General features: G+C 74.9%; 21 protein-coding genes, 1 pseudogene and 1 riboswitch. Of the genes and pseudogenes, 7 read left to right on the top strand and 15 right to left on the bottom strand.

Going from position 1 to position 21831, the window contains the following annotated elements; translation table 11 throughout:
- Nucleotides 1–234 (bottom strand): annotated as a pseudogene (locus OMK64_RS18080) (molybdate ABC transporter permease subunit); the annotation flags it as partial.
- Nucleotides 235–239: 5 nt separating this feature from the next.
- Complete coding sequence (locus OMK64_RS18075; RefSeq protein ID WP_272729750.1) at nt 240–1289, bottom strand: sulfate ABC transporter substrate-binding protein; 1050 nt, start codon at nt 1287–1289, stop codon at nt 240–242.
- 157 nt (nt 1290–1446) lie between these two features.
- Between OMK64_RS18075 and OMK64_RS18070 the strand changes: the two genes are divergently transcribed.
- From OMK64_RS18070 to OMK64_RS18050, 5 genes are all read left to right on the top strand, one after another.
- Nucleotides 1447–1752, top strand: coding sequence for a metal-sensitive transcriptional regulator (locus OMK64_RS18070; protein ID WP_210728618.1), 306 nt, complete (start codon nt 1447–1449; stop codon nt 1750–1752).
- Between the two features lie 32 nt (nt 1753–1784).
- A complete protein-coding gene (locus OMK64_RS18065) occupies nt 1785–2018 on the top strand; it encodes a heavy-metal-associated domain-containing protein (RefSeq protein ID WP_272729749.1) in 234 nt (77 codons plus the stop codon).
- Nucleotides 2015–4711, top strand: a complete 2697-nt coding sequence (locus tag OMK64_RS18060; protein WP_272729748.1) for a heavy metal translocating P-type ATPase — start codon at nt 2015–2017, stop codon at nt 4709–4711. Before OMK64_RS18065 ends, OMK64_RS18060 begins: the two co-directional genes overlap by 4 nt.
- A 97-nt stretch (nt 4712–4808) precedes the next feature.
- Nucleotides 4809–5189 (top strand): hypothetical protein, encoded by a 381-nt coding sequence (locus OMK64_RS18055; RefSeq protein WP_272729747.1) that lies wholly within the window; start codon nt 4809–4811, stop codon nt 5187–5189.
- Between the two features lie 69 nt (nt 5190–5258).
- The gene (locus OMK64_RS18050; protein ID WP_272729746.1) at nt 5259–6632 is read left to right on the top strand and encodes a nucleoside phosphorylase-I family protein; all 1374 of its coding nucleotides are present in this window, start codon (nt 5259–5261) and stop codon (nt 6630–6632) included.
- Nucleotides 6633–6641: 9 nt separating this feature from the next.
- Here OMK64_RS18050 and OMK64_RS18045 read toward each other — a convergent pair whose 3' ends face one another.
- Genes OMK64_RS18045 through OMK64_RS18030 form a run of 4 tightly spaced genes read right to left on the bottom strand, consistent with a single transcriptional unit; the run spans nt 6642 to nt 9379 of the window.
- The gene (locus OMK64_RS18045; protein ID WP_272729745.1) at nt 6642–7433 is read right to left on the bottom strand and encodes an ABC transporter permease; all 792 of its coding nucleotides are present in this window, start codon (nt 7431–7433) and stop codon (nt 6642–6644) included.
- Nucleotides 7430–8401 carry an ABC transporter ATP-binding protein gene (locus tag OMK64_RS18040; RefSeq protein WP_272729744.1) on the bottom strand — a complete coding sequence of 324 codons (972 nt, stop codon included), beginning with the start codon at nt 8399–8401 and terminating at the stop codon, nt 7430–7432. The genes OMK64_RS18045 and OMK64_RS18040 overlap by 4 nt, the downstream gene beginning before the upstream one ends.
- A complete protein-coding gene (locus OMK64_RS18035) occupies nt 8398–8700 on the bottom strand; it encodes a transcriptional regulator (RefSeq protein WP_272729743.1) in 303 nt (100 codons plus the stop codon). Before OMK64_RS18035 ends, OMK64_RS18040 begins: the two co-directional genes overlap by 4 nt.
- Nucleotides 8693–9379, bottom strand: a complete 687-nt coding sequence (locus OMK64_RS18030; RefSeq protein WP_272729742.1) for a hypothetical protein — start codon at nt 9377–9379, stop codon at nt 8693–8695. The genes OMK64_RS18035 and OMK64_RS18030 overlap by 8 nt, the downstream gene beginning before the upstream one ends.
- Nucleotides 9380–9643: 264 nt before the next feature.
- Between OMK64_RS18030 and OMK64_RS18025 the strand changes: the two genes are divergently transcribed.
- Nucleotides 9644–10531, top strand: coding sequence for a CPBP family intramembrane glutamic endopeptidase (locus OMK64_RS18025; protein ID WP_272729741.1), 888 nt, complete (start codon nt 9644–9646; stop codon nt 10529–10531).
- A gap of 30 nt (nt 10532–10561) precedes the next feature.
- Here the strand turns inward: OMK64_RS18025 and OMK64_RS18020 are convergent, their stop codons facing one another.
- Nucleotides 10562–11149: an HdeD family acid-resistance protein gene (locus OMK64_RS18020; RefSeq protein WP_124341042.1), complete on the bottom strand. Its 588-nt coding sequence runs from the start codon at nt 11147–11149 to the stop codon at nt 10562–10564.
- A 196-nt stretch (nt 11150–11345) separates the two neighbouring features.
- Here OMK64_RS18020 and OMK64_RS18015 point away from each other — a divergent pair, with 196 nt between their 5' ends.
- Nucleotides 11346–13919: a lysylphosphatidylglycerol synthase transmembrane domain-containing protein gene (locus tag OMK64_RS18015; protein WP_272729740.1), complete on the top strand. Its 2574-nt coding sequence runs from the start codon at nt 11346–11348 to the stop codon at nt 13917–13919.
- 127 nt (nt 13920–14046) lie between these two features.
- Here OMK64_RS18015 and OMK64_RS18010 read toward each other — a convergent pair whose 3' ends face one another.
- From OMK64_RS18010 to OMK64_RS17975, 8 genes are all read right to left on the bottom strand, one after another.
- Nucleotides 14047–14424, bottom strand: a complete 378-nt coding sequence (locus OMK64_RS18010; protein ID WP_272729739.1) for an SHOCT domain-containing protein — start codon at nt 14422–14424, stop codon at nt 14047–14049.
- Between the two features lie 236 nt (nt 14425–14660).
- Nucleotides 14661–14810: a hypothetical protein gene (locus tag OMK64_RS18005; protein ID WP_160142783.1), complete on the bottom strand. Its 150-nt coding sequence runs from the start codon at nt 14808–14810 to the stop codon at nt 14661–14663.
- 16 nt (nt 14811–14826) lie between these two features.
- Nucleotides 14827–14901, bottom strand: a riboswitch (cyclic di-GMP riboswitch).
- A 132-nt stretch (nt 14902–15033) separates the two neighbouring features.
- A complete protein-coding gene (locus tag OMK64_RS18000) occupies nt 15034–15552 on the bottom strand; it encodes a GyrI-like domain-containing protein (RefSeq protein WP_272729738.1) in 519 nt (172 codons plus the stop codon).
- A gap of 54 nt (nt 15553–15606) precedes the next feature.
- Complete coding sequence (locus OMK64_RS17995) at nt 15607–16662, bottom strand: RDD family protein (RefSeq protein WP_272729737.1); 1056 nt, start codon at nt 16660–16662, stop codon at nt 15607–15609.
- Between the two features lie 103 nt (nt 16663–16765).
- Nucleotides 16766–17362 carry a 1-acyl-sn-glycerol-3-phosphate acyltransferase gene (locus OMK64_RS17990; protein ID WP_272729736.1) on the bottom strand — a complete coding sequence of 199 codons (597 nt, stop codon included), beginning with the start codon at nt 17360–17362 and terminating at the stop codon, nt 16766–16768.
- Nucleotides 17359–18210 (bottom strand): HAD family hydrolase, encoded by an 852-nt coding sequence (locus tag OMK64_RS17985; protein WP_272729735.1) that lies wholly within the window; start codon nt 18208–18210, stop codon nt 17359–17361. Before OMK64_RS17985 ends, OMK64_RS17990 begins: the two co-directional genes overlap by 4 nt.
- A complete protein-coding gene (locus OMK64_RS17980) occupies nt 18207–21116 on the bottom strand; it encodes a phosphoribosyltransferase (RefSeq protein WP_272729734.1) in 2910 nt (969 codons plus the stop codon). The genes OMK64_RS17985 and OMK64_RS17980 overlap by 4 nt, the downstream gene beginning before the upstream one ends.
- On the bottom strand, nt 21113–21831 hold a 719-nt coding region (locus tag OMK64_RS17975), incomplete at its 5' end, for an HpcH/HpaI aldolase/citrate lyase family protein (RefSeq protein ID WP_272729733.1). The genes OMK64_RS17975 and OMK64_RS17980, both read right to left, overlap by 4 nt.

Raw genomic sequence — 21831 nt, 5'->3', positions numbered from 1 at the left:
CGCGACCGCCTCGGGCGTCGTGACCGCGGCCCAGAACGCGCCGAACCCGTCCTCGAAGGCGGTCGACGCGAGCGCCGCGATGGGCAGCAGCACCAGCAGGCTGAGCCACAGCACGCCGACGCCGAGCCCGACGGCCGAGCCGCGGCCGAGCCGGGAGCGGCCGTCGGGGGCGGGGCGACGCCCGCGCGCGACCCGCGCGGGCGTCACCTCCTCGGTCCTGGTCAGGAGCGCCATGACCGTTACTTGCGCAGCTGCGCGACGAGACCGTTCTCCTTGTCGAAGAGCTCGGTGTTGACCGTCTTCCAGCCACCGAGGTCCTCGACCGTGACGATCTCGACGTCCGGGAACGGGTTCGACGGGTCGTTCGCGCCCTCGACGTCGGTCGCCGCCTCCGCGTCGCCGACCGGACGGAAGCCCTTGCTGCCGAGGATGAGCTGACCCTCGTCGGACCGCACGAAGTCGAGGAAGTCCTTCGCCTGCTGGGGGGCGTCGACGGTCACGGCCGCGGCGTTCTCGATGAGGAACGTCGTGTCCGGCACGACGTAGTCGAGCGCGATGCCCGACGCGCGCGCCGCGATGGCCTCGTTCTCGTAGGAGATGAGCACGTCGCCCGTGCCGTTGACGAACGCCTCGGTCGCGGTGCGGCCGCTGTCGTTCCAGCTCACGACGTTGTCGACGAACTTGCCGAGGTACGCCTCCGCGGCGGCCTTGTCGTCGTTCTCGCCGAGCGCCTGCGAGTAGGCGCCGAGCAGGTTCCACTTCGCCGAGCCGGACGTGCCCGGGTCCGCGGTGACGATGCCGACGCCCGGCTTCACGATGTCGTCCCAGCCCGTGATGCCCAGCGGGTTGCCCTCGCGGACGGCGATGACGACGACCGAGTGGGACACGATGCCCTTGTCCTCGTCGGACGCCCAGTCCTCGGCGACGAGGCCCTCGTCGGCGATCGCCTGCACGTCGGGCGTGAGCGACAGCGCGACGACGTCGGCGGGCTGGCCGGCGATGACCGCGCGGCTCTGCGCGCCGCTCGCGCCGTAGGACGCGGCGATGGTGACGTTCTCGCCCTCGGGGGTCTCGGCGAACGCCTCGCCGAGCGCGTCGTAGGCCGACTTGATGACGGCGAAGCCGACGAGGTCGATCGTGGTGGGCTCGGCGGCGCCGGAGTCGGCCGTGCTGTCCGTGCCGCTGTCCGCGGCCTCGGAGGACGCGCAGCCCGCGGCCGTCAGCAGGGAGACAGCCGCGATCGCGAGCGCCGTTCCGATCCGTGCTCGACGCGTGGTGCGGGCGTTCATGGGGCTCCTCGAGGAGGGGGTCGTGCGGGGGCACGACGACGGGTCGATAAACCTGAGTAGGTCGGTCGTAATTGTAGGGATGCGCGTCCACGACGTGACCAGGGCGTCTCACATGATGATCGGGAATACCCCCGGGGGGTACCGTGTTGGGGTGCGTATGACGACCACCGGGGAGGCCACCGTGCACGGGTACACCGACGCGAAGGACGACTACCTCAAGCGCCTGCGCCGCATCGAGGGGCAGGTCCGCGGCATCGCGCGCATGGTCGACGAGGACGTCTACTGCATCGACGTCCTCACCCAGATCTCCGCCGTCACCAAGGCGCTCCAGGCCGTGAGCATCGGCCTGGTCGAGGACCACCTCGGCCACTGCGTCGTCGACGCGGCACGGAAGTCCCCCGAGGAGGGCGCCGCGAAGGTCCGTGAGGCCTCCGACGCGATCGCCCGGCTCGTCCGCAGCTGACCCCGCTCCCCCACCCGATCAAGGAGAGACCCATGTCCCAGACCACCACCTTCGGCGTCGACGGCATGACCTGCGGCCACTGCGTGCACGCGGTCACCACCGAGCTGTCCGCCCTCCCCGGCGTCACCGACGTCGCCGTCGACCTCGTCGTCGGCGGGTCGTCCACCGTCCGCGTCACGTCCGACGCCCCGCTCGCCGACGACGCGGTCCCCGAGGCCGTCGTCGAGGCCGGCTACGCCGTCACCCCCCGGAGGTCCCTGCTGTGAGCACCCAGGACGAGCGCCCGACGACGGGCGCACCCGTCGCCCTCGTCGACCTCGACGTCGAGGGCATGACGTGCGCGTCGTGCGTCGCGCGCGTCGAGCGGCGGCTCAACCAGGTGCCGGGGGCGTCGGCGACCGTGAACCTCGCGCTCGAGACCGCGCACGTCGAGCTGCGGCCGTCCGACGACGGCAGCGTCGCGGACGACTCCGCGCTGCTCGCCGCGGTCCGGCGCGCCGGGTACGACGGTCGCGTCACGGCCCGTCGCGGGGACGCGCCGGCGTCCGCGACCGAGCACGTGGGCCACGAGGGCCACGGCGCGCACGGGGCGGCGCACCCCGCGCAGGGGCAGGCCGGCGGCACGCAGGGCGTCGACCCGCAGGCGACCGTCGACCACGCCGGTCACGGCGCCGCCACGGTCGCCGCCGCCCACGAGGGCGCCGGGCACGGGCACGCCATGGACCCGTTCGAGCACGCGCTCTCGGGCCACTCGATGGCGCCGGGGCACGAGATGGACGAGGACGAGGACACGTCGGCCCCCACCGACGCGCGCGGCACCGACCTGCGCCGCCGGCTGCGGGTCGCGACCGTCCTCACGGTCCCCGTCCTCCTGCTGTCGATGATCCCCGCGCTGCAGTTCCGCGGCTGGCAGTGGGTCGTCGCCGCGCTCGCCCTGCCGGTCGCGACGTGGGCGGCCTGGCCGTTCCACAAGGCCGCCGCACGCGCGGCCCGGCACCGCGCGTCGACGATGGACACCCTCGTGTCGATCGGCATCGTCGCGGCGACCGGCTGGTCGCTGTGGGCGCTGCTGCTCGGCGGTGCGGGCACGCTCGGCATGACGATGACGCCGACGCTGTGGCCCGCGGCCGACGCCGGGCACGGCGAGATGGGCATGCCCGAGCTCTACTTCGAGGTCGCGGCCGTCGTCGCGACGTTCCTGCTGGCCGGCCGCTACGCCGAGCACCGGTCCCGCCGCCGCGCGGGCGACGCGCTGCGCGCGCTTCTCGACCTGGGCGCGAAGGACGTCGCGCTGCTGGTCACGGGCCCGGACGGGCGTCGCACCGAGCAGCGCGTCCCGGTCGCTCGTCTGACGGTCGGTGACGAGTTCACGGTGCGCCCGGGCGAGAAGGTCGCGACCGACGGCGTCGTGGTGTCCGGCACCAGCGCGCTCGACACGTCGCTGCTGACCGGCGAGCCCGTGCCCGTCGACGTCGGGCCGGGTGACGAGGTCACCGGCGCGACCGTCAACACCAGCGGTGCGCTCGTCGTGCGCGCGACGCGCGTCGGGGAGGAGACGCGGCTGGCCCAGATCGGCCGGCTCGTCGCCGCGGCGCAGACGGGCAAGGCGCCCGTGCAGCGGCTCGCGGACCGCATCTCGGCGGTCTTCGTGCCGGTCGTGCTCGTCCTCGCGGTGGGGACGCTCGTCGCGTGGCTGCTCGCAGGCGGCTCGGTCCAGGCGGCTTTCACGGCCGCCGTCGCCGTCCTCATCATCGCGTGCCCCTGCGCCCTCGGGCTCGCGACGCCGACCGCCCTGCTCGTCGGCACGGGCCGCGGTGCGCAGCTCGGCATCCTCATCAAGGGTCCCGAGATCCTCGAGAACACCCGGACCGTCGACACCGTCGTGCTCGACAAGACCGGCACCGTGACCGAGGGCCGCATGGCGCTCGTCGACGTCCTGCCCGTCGAGGGCACGACGCGCGAGGACGCCCTGCGCTACGCCGCCGCGGTCGAGCAGCTCGCCGAGCACCCGGTCGCCCGCGCGATCGCCGGGGCCGCGACCGACCCGTCCCGCGACACGGCGGAAGGGGCCCTCGTGCCGGCCACCGGCGCGGGCTCCGCCGCCGCGCACGCCCGGACCGACGCGCGCCCCGCCGAGGGTCCGGGGCGCGTCGAGGTCGGCGCGGACGGCGTCGTCATCGGCGCCGACCAGGTGCACGACTTCCGCGCGCACGCCGGGCACGGCGTGTCGGGCGTCGTCCGCACCGCCCACGCGGGCGTCGGGCTCTCGCGTCGCGTGCTCGTCGGCCGCACCGGCTGGCTGCGCGACGAGGGCGTCACCACCGACGCCGTCGACGACGTGGTCCGTCGCGCGGAGGACGACGGTGCGACCGCGGTCGTCGTCGCGTGGGACGGTGCCGCGCGGGGCGTGCTCGTCCTGCGCGACCCGGTCAAGCCGACGTCGGCGCAGGCCGTCGCCGAGCTGCGGGCCCTCGGGCTGCGGCCGGTGCTGCTGACCGGCGACAACCTCGGCGCCGCGCGCGCCGCGGCGCGGTCCGTCGGGATCGCGGAGGAGGACGTCATCGCGCAGGTGCTGCCGGCCGACAAGGTCGCGCAGGTCCAGCGGCTGCAGGCCGAGGGACGGCGCGTCGCGATGGTCGGCGACGGCGTGAACGACGCCGCGGCGCTCGCCACGGCGGACCTGGGCCTCGCGATGGGCACGGGGACGGACGTCGCGATCGAGGCGGCCGACCTCACGCTGGTCCGTGGCGACCTGCGCACGGCCGGTCAGGCGGTGCGGCTGTCGCGGAAGACCCTGTCGGTGATCCGGCAGAACCTCTTCTGGGCGTTCGCGTACAACGTCGCGGCGATCCCGCTCGCGGCGCTCGGGCTGCTCAACCCGATGATCGCCGGCGCCGCGATGGCGTTCTCGTCGGTCCTCGTCGTCGGCAACTCGCTGCGTCTGCGCACGTTCGCCTGACCGCTGCGGCCGTTGCCCGGACGGGCACCCCGCCCTGCCCTCCGGGCACGGGCGCACGGGGTGCCCGTCCGCGTCTGCGCGGTGCGAGCGTGGGGTGATGAGCGGACCGGCCGCGCACGCCCCGGGCACGACGGCGCGGTCGGCGTCGCCCACGGCCGCCGCGCGTCACCGGGGCGCGGCCGCCCCGGGCAGACCGGCCCACCCGCCGGGCGTCACCGCCCTGCTCGCGCTCCAGCGGGCCGCCGGTAACCGGGCGGTGACGGCGCTCCTGCACGGCCCGGTCGTCGTCCAGCGCGGGAAGGGCACGGTCCTCGTCTGGTCCGGGGGCGGGGGACCGGTGGTGGGCGGCGGCCCGACCGGGGCGCCCGGTCCGGGCACGAGCGCGGGTGCCGGGTTCGCGGCGGCGACGGCGGGTGGGTACGGGTCGTCCGGGGCGTACCGCACGACGCCGCTGCCGTCGTCGAAGGACTGCGTGTAGCGGGTGGTCAGCAGGGGATGGTCGTCCGCCATCGGCGTCACCCCGCCCCCGCCGCTGACGACAGGACCCGTGCCGACGTCCGGCTACCAGCCCGGCCTGCTGCCCGGTGAGCAGCCGCGACCGTCCGTCGGGGAGCAGCAGGTACCGCCGCCCCGGCTCGGACCCCCGACCGTCGCACCCTCGCCGCGCCCGCCGGCGTGGGCGTGGAAGGGTCGGCCGATCCCCATCGCCGACCTCCCGGCGTCCGTGGCGCGCCACTACGACCGGACGTTCGAGCACCCCGTGGTCGGGACGGTCGCGTTCAGCGCGCAGTACCCGCCGCCCGCCTACCTCCTCCCGTCCGCCCACGAGCCGGCACCCTCGGACCAGTTCGAGGACACCGGGCCCGCCGACCTGCCGGAGCGACTTCCCACCGGGCTCGACCCCGTGACCTACGCCCGTCAGAAGCTCGCCGGGCAGGGATCGGCGGAGGACCTGGCGGCCCGGGTCACGCTCATCCGCACGGTGCCGCGGATCGTCCTCCACCGCGACCGGTCGACGATCACCGGCCTCCCCGGGCACACCCACGTGAACGAGGGCAGCGACTTCGTCGGCGGCGTCTTCCACCACGCGTCCGAGGGCGTGCTGCGCGTCGTCAACCTCGCGGGAGACAGCGCGTACGAGCAGACCCGCACCTACCTGCGGGTCCTCGGCGCCGAGGGCCGCGTCACGACGTCACGCGGGCGGCTCGACGCCCGGCAGCCCGTCCTCGCCGGCATCGGGGACCTGCGGTGGTACCGCGACGGGCCGGTCGGGCTGTCGATCCTGCCGTTGTCGCTCGTGCACCCCGTCCTCCTCGAGCACCGCAAGCGCCTGAAGGTGCTCGCGCAGGACCTGCGGTTCGTCGCGTTCGTCGTCGACGGCTCGTTGCAGCTCGCGGTCGAGATCGCGTGGGCGAACGCCGACCTCGCCGGGGTGCTGCTCGACGTCCTGCACGAGCGCGGTGTGCCGCTGTCCGCGGTGAACCTGCACGGCATCTGCGGGTCGCTCGACGAGAAGATCGGGCCCGGCGCGCTCGTCCGTCCGCAGGGCAGGGTGTACCCGGAGCGCGGTGGCGCCCCGCTCGAGCTGCGCAACCGGTCGACCGTCGAGGCGGCGGCCGAGGTCACGCACGGGCACGTCGAGAACGTCCTGCACGAGACGCCCACCCAGGTCGAGGAGTTCCTGCGCCTGGGCGTCCGGACCGTCGAGATGGAGGCGTACCACGTGCTGCGCCGGCTCCACCAGCGGGGGTTCACCGGCACCGTCCGGATGGTCTTCTCCGTGATCGACGTCGTCACCTCGGACAAGCAGAACCTGACGGAGGCGAGCAAGAGCGTCAAGGACGACACCACGCTCAAGGCCAAGCAGGACCGCAACCGGCTGGTGCTGGAGGACTTCGCGCTCATCCCGAAGAAGCGCTGACGCCACGCCTCAGCGGAAGCGGCGGCCCTCGTCGCTGCGGTACGCGAGCGCCGCGAGGACCGCGAACAGCACGGTCCAGCCGACCAGGACCGGCACGGCCCACGCGTACGCCTCGTAGCCCGTGGTCGCCTGGACGGCGAGGTCGCGCGCGGCGCGCGACGGCAGGACCTTCGAGATCGTGTCGAGCCAGCCGGGGAACGCCTCGGGCGGCAGGAACAGCCCGCCCGCGAAGGCCAGCGGGAACAGCGTCGCCTGCACGACCGCGATGGCCGCCTTCGACGACAGCCGGTAGCCGATCGCGACGCCCAGCAGCAGGAACGGGACCGCGACGAGCGGCACGACGACCACCGCCGCGAGCGCCCGCCCGACGGGGAGCACGGCCTCGGTGAGCAGCGCGCCGATGACCACGAGCGGCACGAGCGCGAGGTACGCCCACAGCACGCCGTTGAGCACACGGCCCGCGAGCCGCGGTCCGGCGCCGGCGGGCAAGGTGCGCAGGTACGGGTCGAACGGGAGCGCGCGGTCCTCCGCGACACCGACGCCGAACGTGAACAGGCACGTCGACATCACGGCGAACGTGCCGAGCTGCGCGACGGCCGCGGTCGCGACCAGCGGGTCCTCCGCGACGGACCGCTGCGGCACGACGAAGAACAGCAGCGCGAGCGCGGGGAACAGCAGGTTGCCGAGCACCGCGATGGGGATGCGCACGGTCTCGATGAAGTTGAGCCGGGCGTGCAGCAGGGCGAGCGGCCAGAACGGCCGCACGCGGGCGACCGGCCGGTCGGCGGTGGTCGCGGTCATCGGACGGCCTCCTCGACGTCGTCGTCACGGCGGGACCGGTCGGTCGCCGTGGGGTCGGCGGGGCCCGCGGGGGCGCCCCGCTCGGTGAGCGCGAGGAACGCCTCCTCGAGGGACGCGCCCCGCAGCTCCAGGTCCGTGAACGGCGCGTCCGTCCGGACGAGCGCGCGGACGAACGCGTCGGCGTCCTCGGCCAGCACGGTCCAGCGGCGACCGCCCCCGTGGTCCTCGGCGTGCGCGGTGTGCGCGCCCGGCAGCGTGGCGGGGTCGAGGGCCGACGACGCCGGCAGCGTGAGCAGGACGCGCCGCAGCCCGACCAGCCCGATGACGGCCTGGAGGCTGTCGTCGGCGAGGATGCGGCCGCCGCCGACCACGACGACGCGCTCCGCGAGCGCCTCGACCTCCTCCAAGTAGTGGCTCGTGAGGACGACCGTCGCACCGTCGGCGTGGTAGTCCCGCAGCGCCTGCCACAGGATGTGCCGCGCCTCCACGTCGAGACCCGTCGTCGGCTCGTCGAGCAGCACCAGACGCGGCCGCCCGACGAGCGCGAGCGCGACCGCGAGCCGGCGCTTCTGGCCGCCCGACAGCCCGCCGGTCTGCCGCTTGACGAGGTCCGTCATGCCGAAGCGGCCGAGCACCTCGGCGCGCGACATCGGGTCCGGGTAGTGCCCGCCGACCAGGTCGACGACCTCCCCGACCGTGAGCGTCGCGGGCAGGCCCGTCTCCTGCGGCGTGGTGCCGAGGCCGATGCGGGACGCGGCGGCGCGCGGGTCGCCGCCGAACAGCCGGACCGTGCCGCTGTCGGGCTTGCGCAGGCCGCTGACGAGGCTGAGCAGCGTCGTCTTGCCCGCGCCGTTCGGTCCGAGCAGGCCGACGAGCTCGCCGTGCTGGACGGTGAGGCTCACGTCGTCGAGCGCCGTCACCGCACCGAAGCGGCGGATGACGTGGTCGACCTCGAGGACGGCGCTCACAGCCGCCCCCCGAGCAGGTCGCGCAGCACGCGCGTGTACCGGGCGAGCGCGGCGCGCCCGGTGTCGCTGAGCTCCACGTAGGTCACCGGTGTGCGGCCCTCGTGGGTCTTGGTGATGGTCACGTACTCCGCCTCCTCGAGTCGGCGCAGGTGGGTCGAGAGGTTGCCCGCGGTCATGTCGAGCAGCTGCTGCAGCCGCGGGAAGCTGATGCGGTCGCCGCGGCTGAGCGCGGAGAGCGCGGACACGACGCGCAGGCGCGCCTCGGTGTGGATGACGGGGTCGAGCGGGGCGTCAGGCACGGCGCCTCCGCCACTCCCGGACGGCCGCGTACGTGCCGGCGACGAGCATCCCGCCGCCGCCCGCGAGGGACATCGTGAGGTAGGTGCCGGGGAGGCCGACGTGCGCGCTCGCACCGCCGACGACGGCGATCCAGGCGCCGAGCAGGTACATCGGCAGGTCGTCCCAGAGCGCTCCCCCGGCCAGGTAGAGCAGGCCGACGACGAGCGCGGCGAGCGCGTTGCCCGCGAGCGCCGACACCTCCGGGGGTGCGCCGGCGTCGGCGAGCGCGGTGACGATCAGCGCCTGCGTGACGAACCCGATCGCCCACGACCACCCGTAGAGGGCTCCGGTCCGGGCGCTGGACCCGACGAGCCCACGACTGCGGTGCAGGACGTGCCACAGCGTCCCGACCGTGCCGAGGACGCCGAGCGTGATCGCGACGCCCGCCGCGATCCCCGACGGGGTGCCGTCGTCCCCCGCGGAGAGCCACATCAGCCCGTACCCGACGAGCCAGACGGCTCCCCACAGCAGGAACAGGAACGCCCCCGACGGGTACGCGGCGCCGGCGGAGCGTCGTGCGGCGGCCATGACCGCGAGCGCCTGCGCGGCGTCGAGCGGCGCGTCGTCGGACCGCTCGTCGTCGGACCGCCCGTCGCCGGAGCGCCCGCCGTCGGCCGAGCCGCCCGTGTCGCCGCTCATCGCCGTCCCCCTCGCGCGCTCTGCATGTCCGCTTCGATCAACTTTGCATCACAAAGTAGTTTGCGCACGTGCCCGCGCGCAAGGGGCTTCGCCGCGCCGTCCCGGTGCGACTTCCCCTCCCGAGCGCGACATCGATGTCGCGCTCTCGCGCGGATGTGTCTCCGAGAGCCCACGTCGACGGCCGGCAGCCGTCCGCGCACCCACGGGTCCTCGGCACAGGCCGCTGTCAGCGCACGTCCAGGTGGGCGACCTAGGCTCGGACGCATGACGACGACGGCGCCCGGCGACGCGACGCCCGCCGACCCCGGGCGCACCGGCGGCACCGCAGGCTCGACCGTGACGTCGCCCCGCGACGACGACGCGCGGCCCCCGTTCGCCCCGCCGCCCGGCCCACGGGCGGTCCGCCGCCGCCTCACCGCGGAGATCTGGATCGTGCTCGGCCTGTCGCTCGGGCGGTCCGGCGTCTACGCCGTCGTCGCGATCCTCGACCGCCTCACGCGCGAGGAGTCGCTCGGCAGCCAGACGGCGACGCTCAACCCCAGCCGCTCCCCGCGCCCGTGGCTCGACCTCACCTACCAGCTGCTGTCGATCGGGTTCGCGCTCGTCCCCGTCGCGCTCGCGCTCTACCTGCTGTCCGCCAACGGGCGCTCCGCGGTGCGCCGCATCGGGCTCGACGGCACGCGGCCGTGGCGCGACCTCGGTGTCGGCGCCGGGCTCGCCGCGCTCATCGGGATCCCCGGTCTCGGCCTCTACGCCGTCGGACGCCTGCTCGGCATCACGGTCGAGGTGCAGGCCGCGGCCCTGAACGCCGCCTGGTGGACCGTCCCAGTCCTCGTGCTGTCGGCGCTGCAGAACGCGCTGCTCGAGGAGGTCATCGCGGTCGGCTACCTGATGGAGCGCCTGCGCGACCTGCGCTGGAGCGCCCCCGCGATCGTCGTCGCGAGCGCCCTGCTGCGCGGGTCGTACCACCTGTACCAGGGGTGGGGCGCGTTCGCGGGCAACGTCGTCATGGGCCTGGTCTTCGCGGAGTACTACCGGCGACGACGGCGGGTCATGCCGCTCGTCGTCGCGCACACGCTCATGGACGTGTTCGTGTTCGTCGGCTACGCGCTCGTGCCCGACGAGTGGCGGGACGCGCTGCTCCTGTCCTGACGCGCCCCACCACCCGCCGGTCCGGACCGGTCAGACGACGGCCGAGCCGCGGCCGACCGCGCGGACGAACGACTTCGTCGCGAAGCCGCTGACGATGAGCACGACACCGCCGACGAACGCGAACAGGCCCAGCAGGACCATGACGACCGCGATCGTCTCCTGGGGGTTGATGAGCACCAGCAGGCCGAACAGGAACGACACCAGCCCGAACGTCAGCACCCAGTACCAGCCGATGTCGCGCGCCCGGTACAGGGTCACCGACGCGATGATCGCGAGGACGCCCAGCACCAGGATCCACAGCGAGATCAGGTAGAACACGACGGTCACCGACTTGTCGGGCCACACCATCGCGATCACGCCGAACGCGATCCCGACCAGGCCGGCGACCGCCCACCAGCCCGCACCCGGTTCCTTGCGGTTGCCGAGCCACATGCCCAGCGACAGCACCCCGTCGATGACGGCGAACACGCCCCAGATCCACATGAGCAGCGTCGCCGTGTCGATCGGTCGGACGAGCATCAGCAGACCCAGGACCAGCAGCACGGCTCCGCGCAGGACGGGGAGCCACCAGATCTTGCGCAGCGTCGTCTCGACCTCTGCGCCCACCTCGTCGACCACGTGACCTCCTCGGGCACACGCCCCGGGGCACCTCGCGGGACCGCACCCGCACGCCAACGGTGTCCCTCGTCGGCCACGCTAGACCCGCACATCGGGACGAAGCGCGCCGAACACGCCCGCACCGGACGTCCGGTCCCGTCCCACGTCACGTGCAAGCTCCCGGGCAGACAGGCCCTCGCTGCCTAGACTCGCCGGTATGTCGTCGACGCCGCCCTCGGGTCGTGCGGCCGCGGTCGACGCGGACCGCGCGCGCGGCGGCGCGCCCACCGACCCGACGGTCGGCGAGCACGGCGGCGACCCGGCCGAGGCGCGCGTCGTCGTCGAGGACGTCCCGACCGTCCGGGTGCACCATCCGACCGACCTGCTGAACGCCGTGCTGGCCGCGGCCGGCGTGGTCCTGGTCCTGGCGCTCGCGCTCTACGCGCCGAACACGACGAGCGGCGTCGCGGAGGACGTGCAGGGCTTCGCGAGCCTGCTGCGGCGGATCCTGTTCATCCCCGTGCAGCTGCTCGAGGTCCTCGTCGCGCTCGTGATCCCGCTGGCCGTGCTCGCGGAGCTCGCGATCCGCCGGCTGGGCCGCCAGCTCCTCGAGGGCGTGACCGCGGCCGTCGTCGCCGTCGCGCTCAACGAGGCGCTGCGGTTCGTCATCGTCGAGTGGGGGTCCGAGGACCTCGCGACCGGCCTGTCGATCCGGGTCAGCGGTGATCTGGTCGTCTCGCTCCCGCCCGTGTTCGCGATGGTCGTCGCGCTGCTGACGGTCGCCGGTCCGCGCGGGCGGCGCCGCTCCGTCGACTGGTCGTGGAACGTCGTCTGGATCAGCGGCGCCGTGCTGCTCGTCATCGGGCGCGTCTCGCTGCCCGGCCTCGTCGTGTCGCTGCTGATCGGGCGCGTCGCCGGCATGGTCGTCCGGTACGTCTCCGGGGTGCAGTCCGAGCGCGCGTACGGCACGAGCCTGCTCGACGGCATCCGGCGCGCCGGGTTCGAGCCCGCGCGCCTGGCCCGCGTCGCCGACGACACGACCGATGCCGACGCGGCCCGGCTCGCCGAGCGCGAGGGCACCGAGCCGGTCGAGCTCGACGGGTCACCCGCGTCCCGTGCCCTGACCCGCTCGACGGGCAACCGCGTCTACGAGCTCACGACGACCTCGGGCGACGAGCTCGACGTCCTCGTCATCGACGGTGACCGGCAGGTCGTGGGCGGCCTCGAACGGCTCTGGCGGTCGATCCGGATGCGCGGCATCGAGGGCCGCTCGGTCGTGTCGCTGCGGCAGGCCACCAGCCGGGCGGCGCTGCAGGCCTACGCCGCGCGCGCCGCGGGCGTCCGCACCCCGCAGCTGCTGTCGATCGCCGAGGCCGAGGACTCGATGCTCCTCGTGCAGGAGCGCCCCGGACGCGCGGTGCCGCTCGCCGACCTGCCGCCCGAGCGGCTCACCGACGACCTGCTGCGGGAGATCTGGGCGCAGCTGCAGCTCGCGCACGCCGCCGGTGTCGCGCACCGCGCGCTGACCAGCGACGTCGTGCTGGTCGACGACCTCGTCGGGCAGCCCGTCGTGTGGCTCGTCGGGTGGGAGCAGGGCGACGTCGCGTCGTCCGACCTCGCGCGCCGGATGGACGTCACGCAGCTCGTCGCGCTCCTCGCGCTGCGCGTCGGCGCGACCCGCGCGCTCGAGTCCGCCGCCGCCGTGCTCCCCGAGTCCGACCTCGCCGCCGTCGGACCGCTGCTCCAGACGATCACGCTCCCGCGCGAGACCCGCGTCGAGATGCGCGCGCACAAGCAGGTGCTCGCCGACCTGCGCACCGCGCTCGTCGCGCGCCTGCCCGAGGCGTCGGTCGAGCCCGAGCAGCTCGTGCGGTTCGGTGCCCGCACCGTCGTGACGATCCTCCTCACCGTCGTCGCGATCTTCGCGATCCTCGCGACGATCAACGTCGAGGAGATCGGCGACGCGCTCGCCAAGAGCGACTGGCGGTGGTCCGTCCTCGCGTTCGCGCTCGGCATGAGCACGCTCGTCACCGCCGCGCTCGCGTTCGTCGCGTTCTCCCCGGTGCGCCTGCCGATCTGGCGCGCGACGCTCGTCCAGACCGCCGCGACCTTCGTGGCCCTGGCCGCGCCCGCGGGCATCGGCCCGGCGGCGCTCAACCTGCGCATGCTCACCAAGCGCGGCGTGTCGACCACGCTGTCCGCCGCGACGGTCGCGCTCGTGCAGGTGAGCCAGTTCATCGTCACGCTCGTGCTGCTGCTGGGCCTGACCATCATCTCCGGGCGCAGCGAGTCGCAGCTGCCGATCTCGGGCGCGATGCTCGTCGCGATCGGGATCGTCGCCGCCCTCGTCGGCGCGTCCCTGCTCGTGCCGCCCGTGCGCCAGTGGGTGCTCGCGAAGTCGCTGCCGACCCTGCAGCGCACGTGGCCCCGGCTCATCGAGGTGCTCGGTCAGCCGTGGCGGCTGGCGCTGGCCGTCGGCGGCAACCTCGCCATGACGCTCGGCTACATCCTGGCGTTCGACGCGTGCCTGCAGGCGCTCAACCAGGACGCCAGCCTCATCCAGGTCGCGCTCGTGTACCTCGCGGGCAACACGGCCGGGGCGCTCGTGCCGACGCCGGGCGGCATGGGTGCCGTCGAGTTCGCGCTCGCGACGACCCTCGCGGGCGTCACCGGGATGAACCTCGGTGTCGCGACGTCCATCGCGGTCCTGTTCCGCGCGCTGACCTACTGGCTGCGCATCCCGTTCGGCTGGGCCGCGATGCGCTACCTGCAACGCAGCGGCGAGCTCTGACGCCCGCACGACGGCACGGCCGCGCGCGCACGGCGGCTCCGTCGGCGCGGACGCTCGCGACGACCGACGGGCCGGCCCCGGTCGTGGGGCCGGTCCGTCGGTCTGAGCCGGAGTGCTGCGACGACCGTCAGGCGAGCGCCTTGGCCTTGAGCTGCGCGAACTCCGCGGGCGTGATGACGCCCTGGTCGAGCAGCGCCTTGGCCTCCGTGATGTGCGAGGCGGGCGACGCGCCGGCGACGTCACGGACGTACCTGTCCGTGTCCGCCTGAGCCTGCTTGAGGACGGCGTGCTGCCGCTCCGCCATGCCGCCGCCGCGCGCGATCACGTAGATCAGCGCCGTGAGGAACGGGAAGACGACCAGGCCGACGATCCACACCGCCTTCCACCAGCCGCTGAGCGTCCGGTCACGGAAGAGGTCGGTGAGGATCTGGAAGAGGATGACGAGGTACGCGAAGAAGAGGAACCACCAGATCAGCAGCCAGAACCAGCTCCAGAAGCTGTCCATGCGACCTTCTCTCGGAAGCGAGCCGCCCCGAGTGGCGAGCCCGGTGAGCCGAGGCTAGCCAAGAACCGGACGAAACCGCGCGAGGCGGGCACGGCGCGTGCGGCTCGCGGCGTTGCGGCGTCGCGGACCCGCGCAGCCGGCGGGTGCCCGACCCGACGCGGCCGATACCGCCGGCGCACGCGCGAACGCCGGCCCCGGGGTGACCCGGGACCGGCGTCCGTGAGGTGGTGTCGTCGTCAGGCGGCGAGGTAGTCGCGCTGCGCCGGGACGAGCTCCAGAGTGTGCTGCCGCTCCGCGAGGGCCGCCCATGCCTGCAGGCGCGAGGCCGGGAGGACGAAGGGGGTGGCTGCCTCGGAGGGGTCGACGGAGAACCCGCGCTGGTCCATGTCATCTTCCTGTCTGTTCGGTAGCCCGGCTGACCCCGTGGGTCCCGTGGCTTTGCGTCCCCCCCTTGCGGAGGGTTTGCCGTTTCGCTGACAAGTCCGACATTAGAGCAACATGAGACGAGAAGGGAAGCGCTACCAGTCACCAGTTCCGTACGGCCGTCCAATTCACCCGGTCGGCGCACTCCCGGGCGCGCTTCCGCGTGAAGACGCGGCTCGGCACGTGTCACCGGCCCGGGCTGTCCACGATCCGGAAGGCCAGCTGGGTCTCCCAGCGGCTCATGTCGGGCTCCACGCGCGGATCCGTCAACATCAGCTCTAGTCGGCAGCCCCACGCCTCGCCGTCCTCGGTCGGCCACCGGTCCCACGCCTCGCCGTGCGCCTCCGCCCACGCCAGCACGTCCGCCGTCACCTGGACCAGCTCGTCCGGATGACCCACGTGCGTCGTGACGACGTAGCGGCCCGCAGGCAGCACGTCGGGCGTCACGACGCCGTCGGCCTCGGCGACCGCCTCGTCGAGCGGGAGCCCGGCCTCGACCAGCAGCTCGCGCTCCATGTCGACCACCCGGTACCGGAAGAACGGGGGGCCGGCCGGGGTCAGCGAGTGCGCCTCGACCCAGGTGAACAGGTCGTCGAAGCGCTCGGCCACGGACGGGAGCGTCGCCGTCGTCACGCGCGCCGCGATCCCCACGTACGGCACCGCGGGACGCTCGACGACCACAGGCTCCGCGCGCCGACGCTCCATGCGCCGAGCGTAGGGCGACGCCCGTCAGCGCGCCCCCGCGCTGCCGTCGGCGACTCAGGACGGGTCGAGCGTGTCCCCGCAGAGCGCCGCGCGCACGGACGCGGTCCCGACGCCCGCCTCCCACGACCCGCCCGCGCCGGCCGCCTCCAGCACGTGCCGCGGGACCGGGAGGACGAGGCCCCCCAGCACCGGGCCGTCGTCAGGGACCAGCGTGCCGCCGCGGACCGTGCCGCCGGCCTCCGCCACGACGTCCCCCGACGCCGTGCTGAACCGGACGCTCAGGCGCGTCCCGTCCGGCGCCTCCTCCTGGTCGGCGACGACCCACGTCACGGTCGCGTCCGCCGGGCCACCCACCTGACGCGTGATCCCGAGCCGGGTCTGCCGCGTCACCTCCGGGACGCGCAGCTCGACGGACGCGATCGGCGGGTCCTCCCCCATCGGGCGGTCGGCGAACCCGCACGCGCGGTCCGACGCCGGCGTCACGACCGTCGACTGCACCGCCCCGAGCGCGACCCCGGCGACGCACAGCGCGGTGGCGGCCGCCGTCGTCGCCACCGCACCCCGGCGCGCGACGCGCGCCCGCCGGGCGCCCACGGCGGCACCACGCCGTCGCCCGTGCGGTCCGTCGCGCCGCGGCACGCTGCGGCCGACGCGCACGTCGGTCCCGCACAGGCTGTCCGCGAACGTCCGACGCTCCGGATCCCACAGCGGACGCACGAAGCCGACGAGCAGCAGCAGGTCGAGCGCGTGCGCGGCTGCCCGGACCAGGGTGCGGACCGGGCCCAGCGGCCGCCCGTCCGCCCGGCCCACCACGACGACGCCGACGACCCGCTTGCCCGGCGTCGCGCCCGTCCACGCCTGCAGCGCGAGCAGCACGAGCCACGTCGCCCCGACGCACACCAGGACGCCGGCACCCGGGACGGGATTGGTCCCGCCCAGCACGACCGACCACTCCCACGGCCAGCCGCCGGGCCCGACGGCGAGGAACGTCACCGCCCCGACGACCGCCGCGTCGAGCGCGAGCGCCACCGCCCGGCGCCACCACGGCGCGGCCGGCCGCGGCTCGACGTCGGCGCGGACGTCGTCCGGCACGTCCACGGCGGCTGTCACGCCGAGCATCCTGGCAGGGCGGTGCGCTCACGATCGGGTGAAATGCCCGGTCCTGTGGACGCACCGGGACGAGACGCGGACCGCTCCGGCGGCGTCTCCGGCGTCAGGCGGGCGGAGGCGGCGGCGGGGTCGGGGACTCGTCGCGGAGGCGGGGCTCCGTGCGGCGCGACGGGGTGTGGCCCGCCTTGTCGGCGTAGAACGCGCGGATCTCGTCCATGTCGGCGTGCACGTCGCCGGTCAGCGTGAGGGTCGGGCCCAGGCCGGTCGTGCGCGTCCTGCGGTCGACGTAGCCGAGCGTCACGGGCAGGTCCGTCGCGCGCGCGATGCGGTAGAAGCCCGACTTCCAGCCGTCGCCGCGGCGCGTCCCCTCGGGGGTCACGACGAGGTAGAAGCGTTCGCCGCTGCCGAGCCGTCCCACGAGCTCGTCGACGAGCCCTGCCGGGTCGCGGCGGTCGACCGGGATGCCGCCGAGCGCGCGCATCAGGGGACCGGCCGGGCCGCGGAACAGCGTGTGCTTGCCGAGCCAGCGGAACGTCAGGTCGGCCTCGCCCGCGATCGCGAGCATCAGCACGAAGTCCCAGTTCGAGGTGTGCGGGGCGCCGATGAGGATGCCCGCGCCGTCCGCGGGCACGCGCTCGGTGCGCAGCGTCCAGCGGCTGACCCGCCAGTACGCGCGCGCGAGCGAGCGACGGACGCTCACGGGCCGGCCACGATCACGGCCGGGGCCGGCGCACCGGCGGCCTGCGCACGCACCGCGGCGAGCAGGCGCGCGACGATCTCCTCGCCACCCGCGACACCCGCGCGCCGCGTCACCGTCAGGTGGGGCGCCTGCCAGCCGGCCTCGTGCAGCTCGCCGTGCGCCGGGCGGAACGCGCGGTCGGCCGCCACGAGCAGGTCGGCGTCGAGCAGCGAGTCGCCGGCCGCGAACGTGAGGTCGGCGCCGACGCGCTGCGCCACCTCGGCCACGGCGGCGGACTTCGTCAGCGGAGCGGGCACGCAGTACACCTTCCGCCCCTGCAGCGACACCGTCCACCCGCGCTCGGCGCACCACGCCGTGAGGTCGTCGACGAACGTCGGCGGCAGCAGGTCGCGGTGGACCACGAGGTACGTGAACAGGTCCTCCGCGACGCGGTGCTTGCGCACCCACGGCTGCTCGGCGACGACGCGCAGGTGCTCGACGACCTCCGCGAGCGGCGCGCACTCCCCCAGCCGCGCGCGCACCGTCGCCGACCAGTCCGCGCAGGGCTCGCCGTCGACGAGGATGTGCCCGCCGTTCGACGTCACCGCGTACCGCGGACCCGGCTCGGGGAAGCGGACGCGCGCGTACTGCTTGCGCGTGCGCGTCGTCGTCGGGACGAACCACGCCGCCTCGACGAGGTCGCCGATCATCTCCTCCGCGTCGCGCGTCCAGAACGACACCGGCTCGCCCTCGAACACCTCGGCGACCGTCATCGCGGGCGCCTGCTCGTCGTCGCCGCCGAGCCGCAGCGCCGCCGCCGAGTAGATGAGCGTCCGGTCCAGGTCGCACGCGACCACCACGGCGCTCACGCGTCACCCCGCACGGCCCGGCCGTCGGCGCCCGTCGCGCCGGCGGTGAACCGTGGGTGGATGAGGCCCACGCACGAGTAGGGCAGGTCGGCGACGGTCTCCACGGGAACTCCTCGTTCGGCGGCCAGGTGCCGGACGTGCGCGACGTCGGCGGGGTCGACGTCGGGTCGGACGAGGACACGCCACGGTACGCGCCGCAGCAGCACGCGCGTCGTCTCGCCCACGCCGGGCTTCACGAGGTTCACGTCCCCGATGCCGTACTCCTCGACGATCCGCTCGACCGCGGCCCAGCCGGCCCAGTCGACGTCGGCGTGCGCGTCGGCCAGGGCGCGCCAGTCGCGCTCGACCGCGTCGCGGACGTCGTCGAACCGCGCCGCGACCGCGTCGAGGAAGCGCCCCGACACGTCCGCGGGCGCGAGGTCCGCGTAGAACTTCGCGCCGTGGAACTGGTCCGGGCCGATGAGGTCACGGTTGAGCACCGTGCGCGAGACCAGGCCCGACACCGTCGAGTTCAGGCACGCCGACGGCACGAGGAAGTCGTCGCGCGTCCCCGCGAGCCGCACGCAGCGGCCCGGGTCGGCGAGCACCGCGAGATCCCGCGGGAACGCGACACCCGTGCGCCGCTCGTGGTCGGCCAGCGCGGCGTCGAGCTCGCGCGCGATCGCGCCCTTGCCCGTCCAGCCGTCGACGAACACGACCGACGCCGGGTCGTGGTGCGCCGCGAGGTACCGCAGCGCGACGTCGTCGATGCCGCGGCCACGCACGATCGAGACCGCGTGGTGCGGCAGGTCGAGGCCGTGCACCCGGTGCGCCCAGCGGCGGACCAGGATGCCGACCGGGGTGCCCGCGCGGGCCAGCGACACGAGCGTCACGCCGTCGCCGCGCGCCGCGAGGACCTGCTCCGCGACGACGCCGACCGCGTGCGCGAGCCGCTCCGCACCCGCCTCGAGCGCCTCGTCGAACAGCCGCACGTACGCCGCGCTCGGCTGGTACTCGACCGGCAGCGACTCCGCGTAGTGCGCGCCGCCGGACTGCACGGCCTCCTCGCGCTCCTCGACGGGCGCCTCGAGCGCCACACCTGACAGGTCCGTGAGCAGCCACGTGACCTCGTCGGGCGCGTACGACCCGAACGCGGGTCCGCGCAGCGGCTCGGGCAGCGCAGTGGCGTCGGTGCGGTGCCCTGGCAGGCCGAGGGCGGCGCGGGTCGCCGCCGCGCGCTGCGCCGCAGCGCCCGGGAGGACGACCAGCAGCACGTCGTCGGTGTGCGCCGCGACCTCGTCGAGCAGGCCGCCCGGGGAGCTCAGCGCCGGGGAGTCGCCCGGCGCGTCGGTCACGACGACGACCGCGTCGAACCGGTCGCCGGGCGTCGCCGGTGCGACGTTGTACGCGAAGCGGCGGTGCCCGGGCTCGCCAGGGGCCGCGTCGGCGGGGTCGTCGTGCGCGGAGAACGTCAGTGCCGAGCGGATCGCGTAGGACGCGTCGTCGACGGCCAGGACCGGCGAGCGCGTCGTCGTCGAGAAGCGCACCTCGACCGTGCCGTCGAGCACGACCGCCAGCGACTCCGCGAGCCGCAGCGGCGCGTCCATGAGCTCCTCGGTCCCCAGGACCAGGACGCGTCCCCCGGCGTCGAGCGCGCGCGACGGGCCGGCGGCGAGCGCATCCCGCAGCGCCGTCACGCACGTCGGGAGCGCGGCGTCGAGCGCCCGACGGTCCTCGGCGTCCACACCGTGCCGCCCCGTCTCCGGCAGCCCGGCCGGCCACCCGACGTCGACGCGACGGACCGCCGCGCGTCCCGGCCGGTCGGGGTCCGCGGCGGGTGCGCGGCCGTCGTCGACGCGGGCTGCGGCACCGACCGTGCCGGTCCCGCCCGCGATGCTCCCGCGAGCGACCGCAGGCGCGTCGTGCGCGACGACGGACGCCGGGTCGGCGCCGTCCTCGGCGAGCGCGTCACCCGCGACGGCGGACGCGGCGTCGGGGCGGTCGTGCGCGGCCGCCGCGGCGTCCACCTCCGCGACGAGCGCCGCGCCGCGCGTCACCACGTCGTCCGGGGCGTCGACCTGGCCCGCGACGAGCGCGACGACGTCGATGCGCGTACCCAGGCGGTCGGCGAGGGCGACGGCGCGGGCGCGGTCGTCGTCGGTGCGCAGGTCGACGAGCGTCGCGACGACGTACCGGTCGCGCGCAGCGAGCCGGTGCACGGCCTCGATCGTGTGCAGCGCGGTCGTGCCCGTGGAGAGCTCGTCGTCGACGAGCACGAGCGGGGCGGCCGACGCGAGCAGCACCGGGTCGGCCGGGAGCAGCAGGTGCGTCGTCGCGTGCGAGTGGTCCTCCTCGAACGCCCCGACCGACGGCACGCCCTCGACAGGTCGCCGCGTCGAGTGCAGGTACGGCGCACCACCGAGTGCGTCCGCGACCGCGTGACCCAGGGCCGTCGCCGTCTCCGCGTACCCGAGCACGAGGGCCGGCGCGGGGTCCTCGGCCACCAGGTCGGCGACCACGCCGGTCAGGAGCGTCGGGGCGACGGGGTCGCCGTCGAGGGCGTCGCGCAGCACGGCGCCCGCGCTCAGGAGGCGGTCGTCGAGGTCTGCGCCGGTGTCGGTCGCCTCGGCCGGCGGCGGCTCGACGAGCGACCGCGCCGCGAGCGCACCCAGCAGCAGGCCCGCGCCGCGGACCACGCGCGGGTCGGTCGGGACGTGCTTGCCGAGCACGCGCGACACCAGCAGGTGCGCGCGGCGCGGGTTGCGGCGCACCGCGAGCCCGACGAGGTCCGTCAGGTCCAGCCCGACGGGCGACACCGACGTGCGCAGCGTGAGGTCGAGCCGGTCCGACACCCACGCACCGGTCCACGTCACCGGCGACGCGGCGCCGGGTGCGTCCGAGCGGAGCGCGTCGACGGGCGCCGTCACGCGCGTCCCGCCGTCGCGGCCAGCAGGTCGACGAGGCCGACGTCCTCCGCGGCGACCCCGAAGGCCCGCGCGCGCAGGATCGTCCGCTCGGCCCAGGACAGGTGCGGCTTCGACTCGTTCATCTTGTTGCCGTAGCGCGACGCCGAGACGCCGGACCGGCCGGCCGCCTCCAGGACGTCGGTCGCGTCGGCGTACTCCTCGTGCGTGACGACGGACAGGGCGTGCACCACGGGCACGTGGCTCGGGTGGATGACGGTCTTGCCGGTGAGGCCGTTGACCTTGTCGAGCACCACCTCGCGGATGAGCCCGTCGAGGTCGCGCGTGATGAGGTCGGCGCGCAGCCGGTTCGCGTCGTGCTGGTCGAACGGCGTGTGCCGCAGCTGCGGCTTGAACAGCCGCTCGTCGCTGCTGAAGTACTCCCACACCGGCCCGGTGACGACGAACCCGGTGCCGTCCGTGCGTCCCAGGACGTTGATGACGTCCGTGAGCACGCCCGCGACGAGTCGCACGTCCCAGATCGTGAGGTCCCGTCCGCGCCGGATGCCGTACACGCTGCACAGGTCGGTCGCGCCGGTGCGGACCGCGAGGACCGACGACCGGTGCTTGTCGAGCAGCCGCTGCACGCCGAGCAGCGCGTCCTCGCGCGTCTCGCGGTGGATGATCTCGGGCGACTCGATGACGGGCATCGCGAGCAGCCTGACGCCCGCGCTCGCGG

Source organism: Cellulomonas fimi (genome assembly GCF_028527925.1).
Lineage (GTDB): Bacteria > Actinomycetota > Actinomycetes > Actinomycetales > Cellulomonadaceae > Cellulomonas > Cellulomonas fimi_C.
Note: the sequence above shows the minus strand (reverse complement) of the source record. Positions and strands in the feature narration are given on the sequence as shown.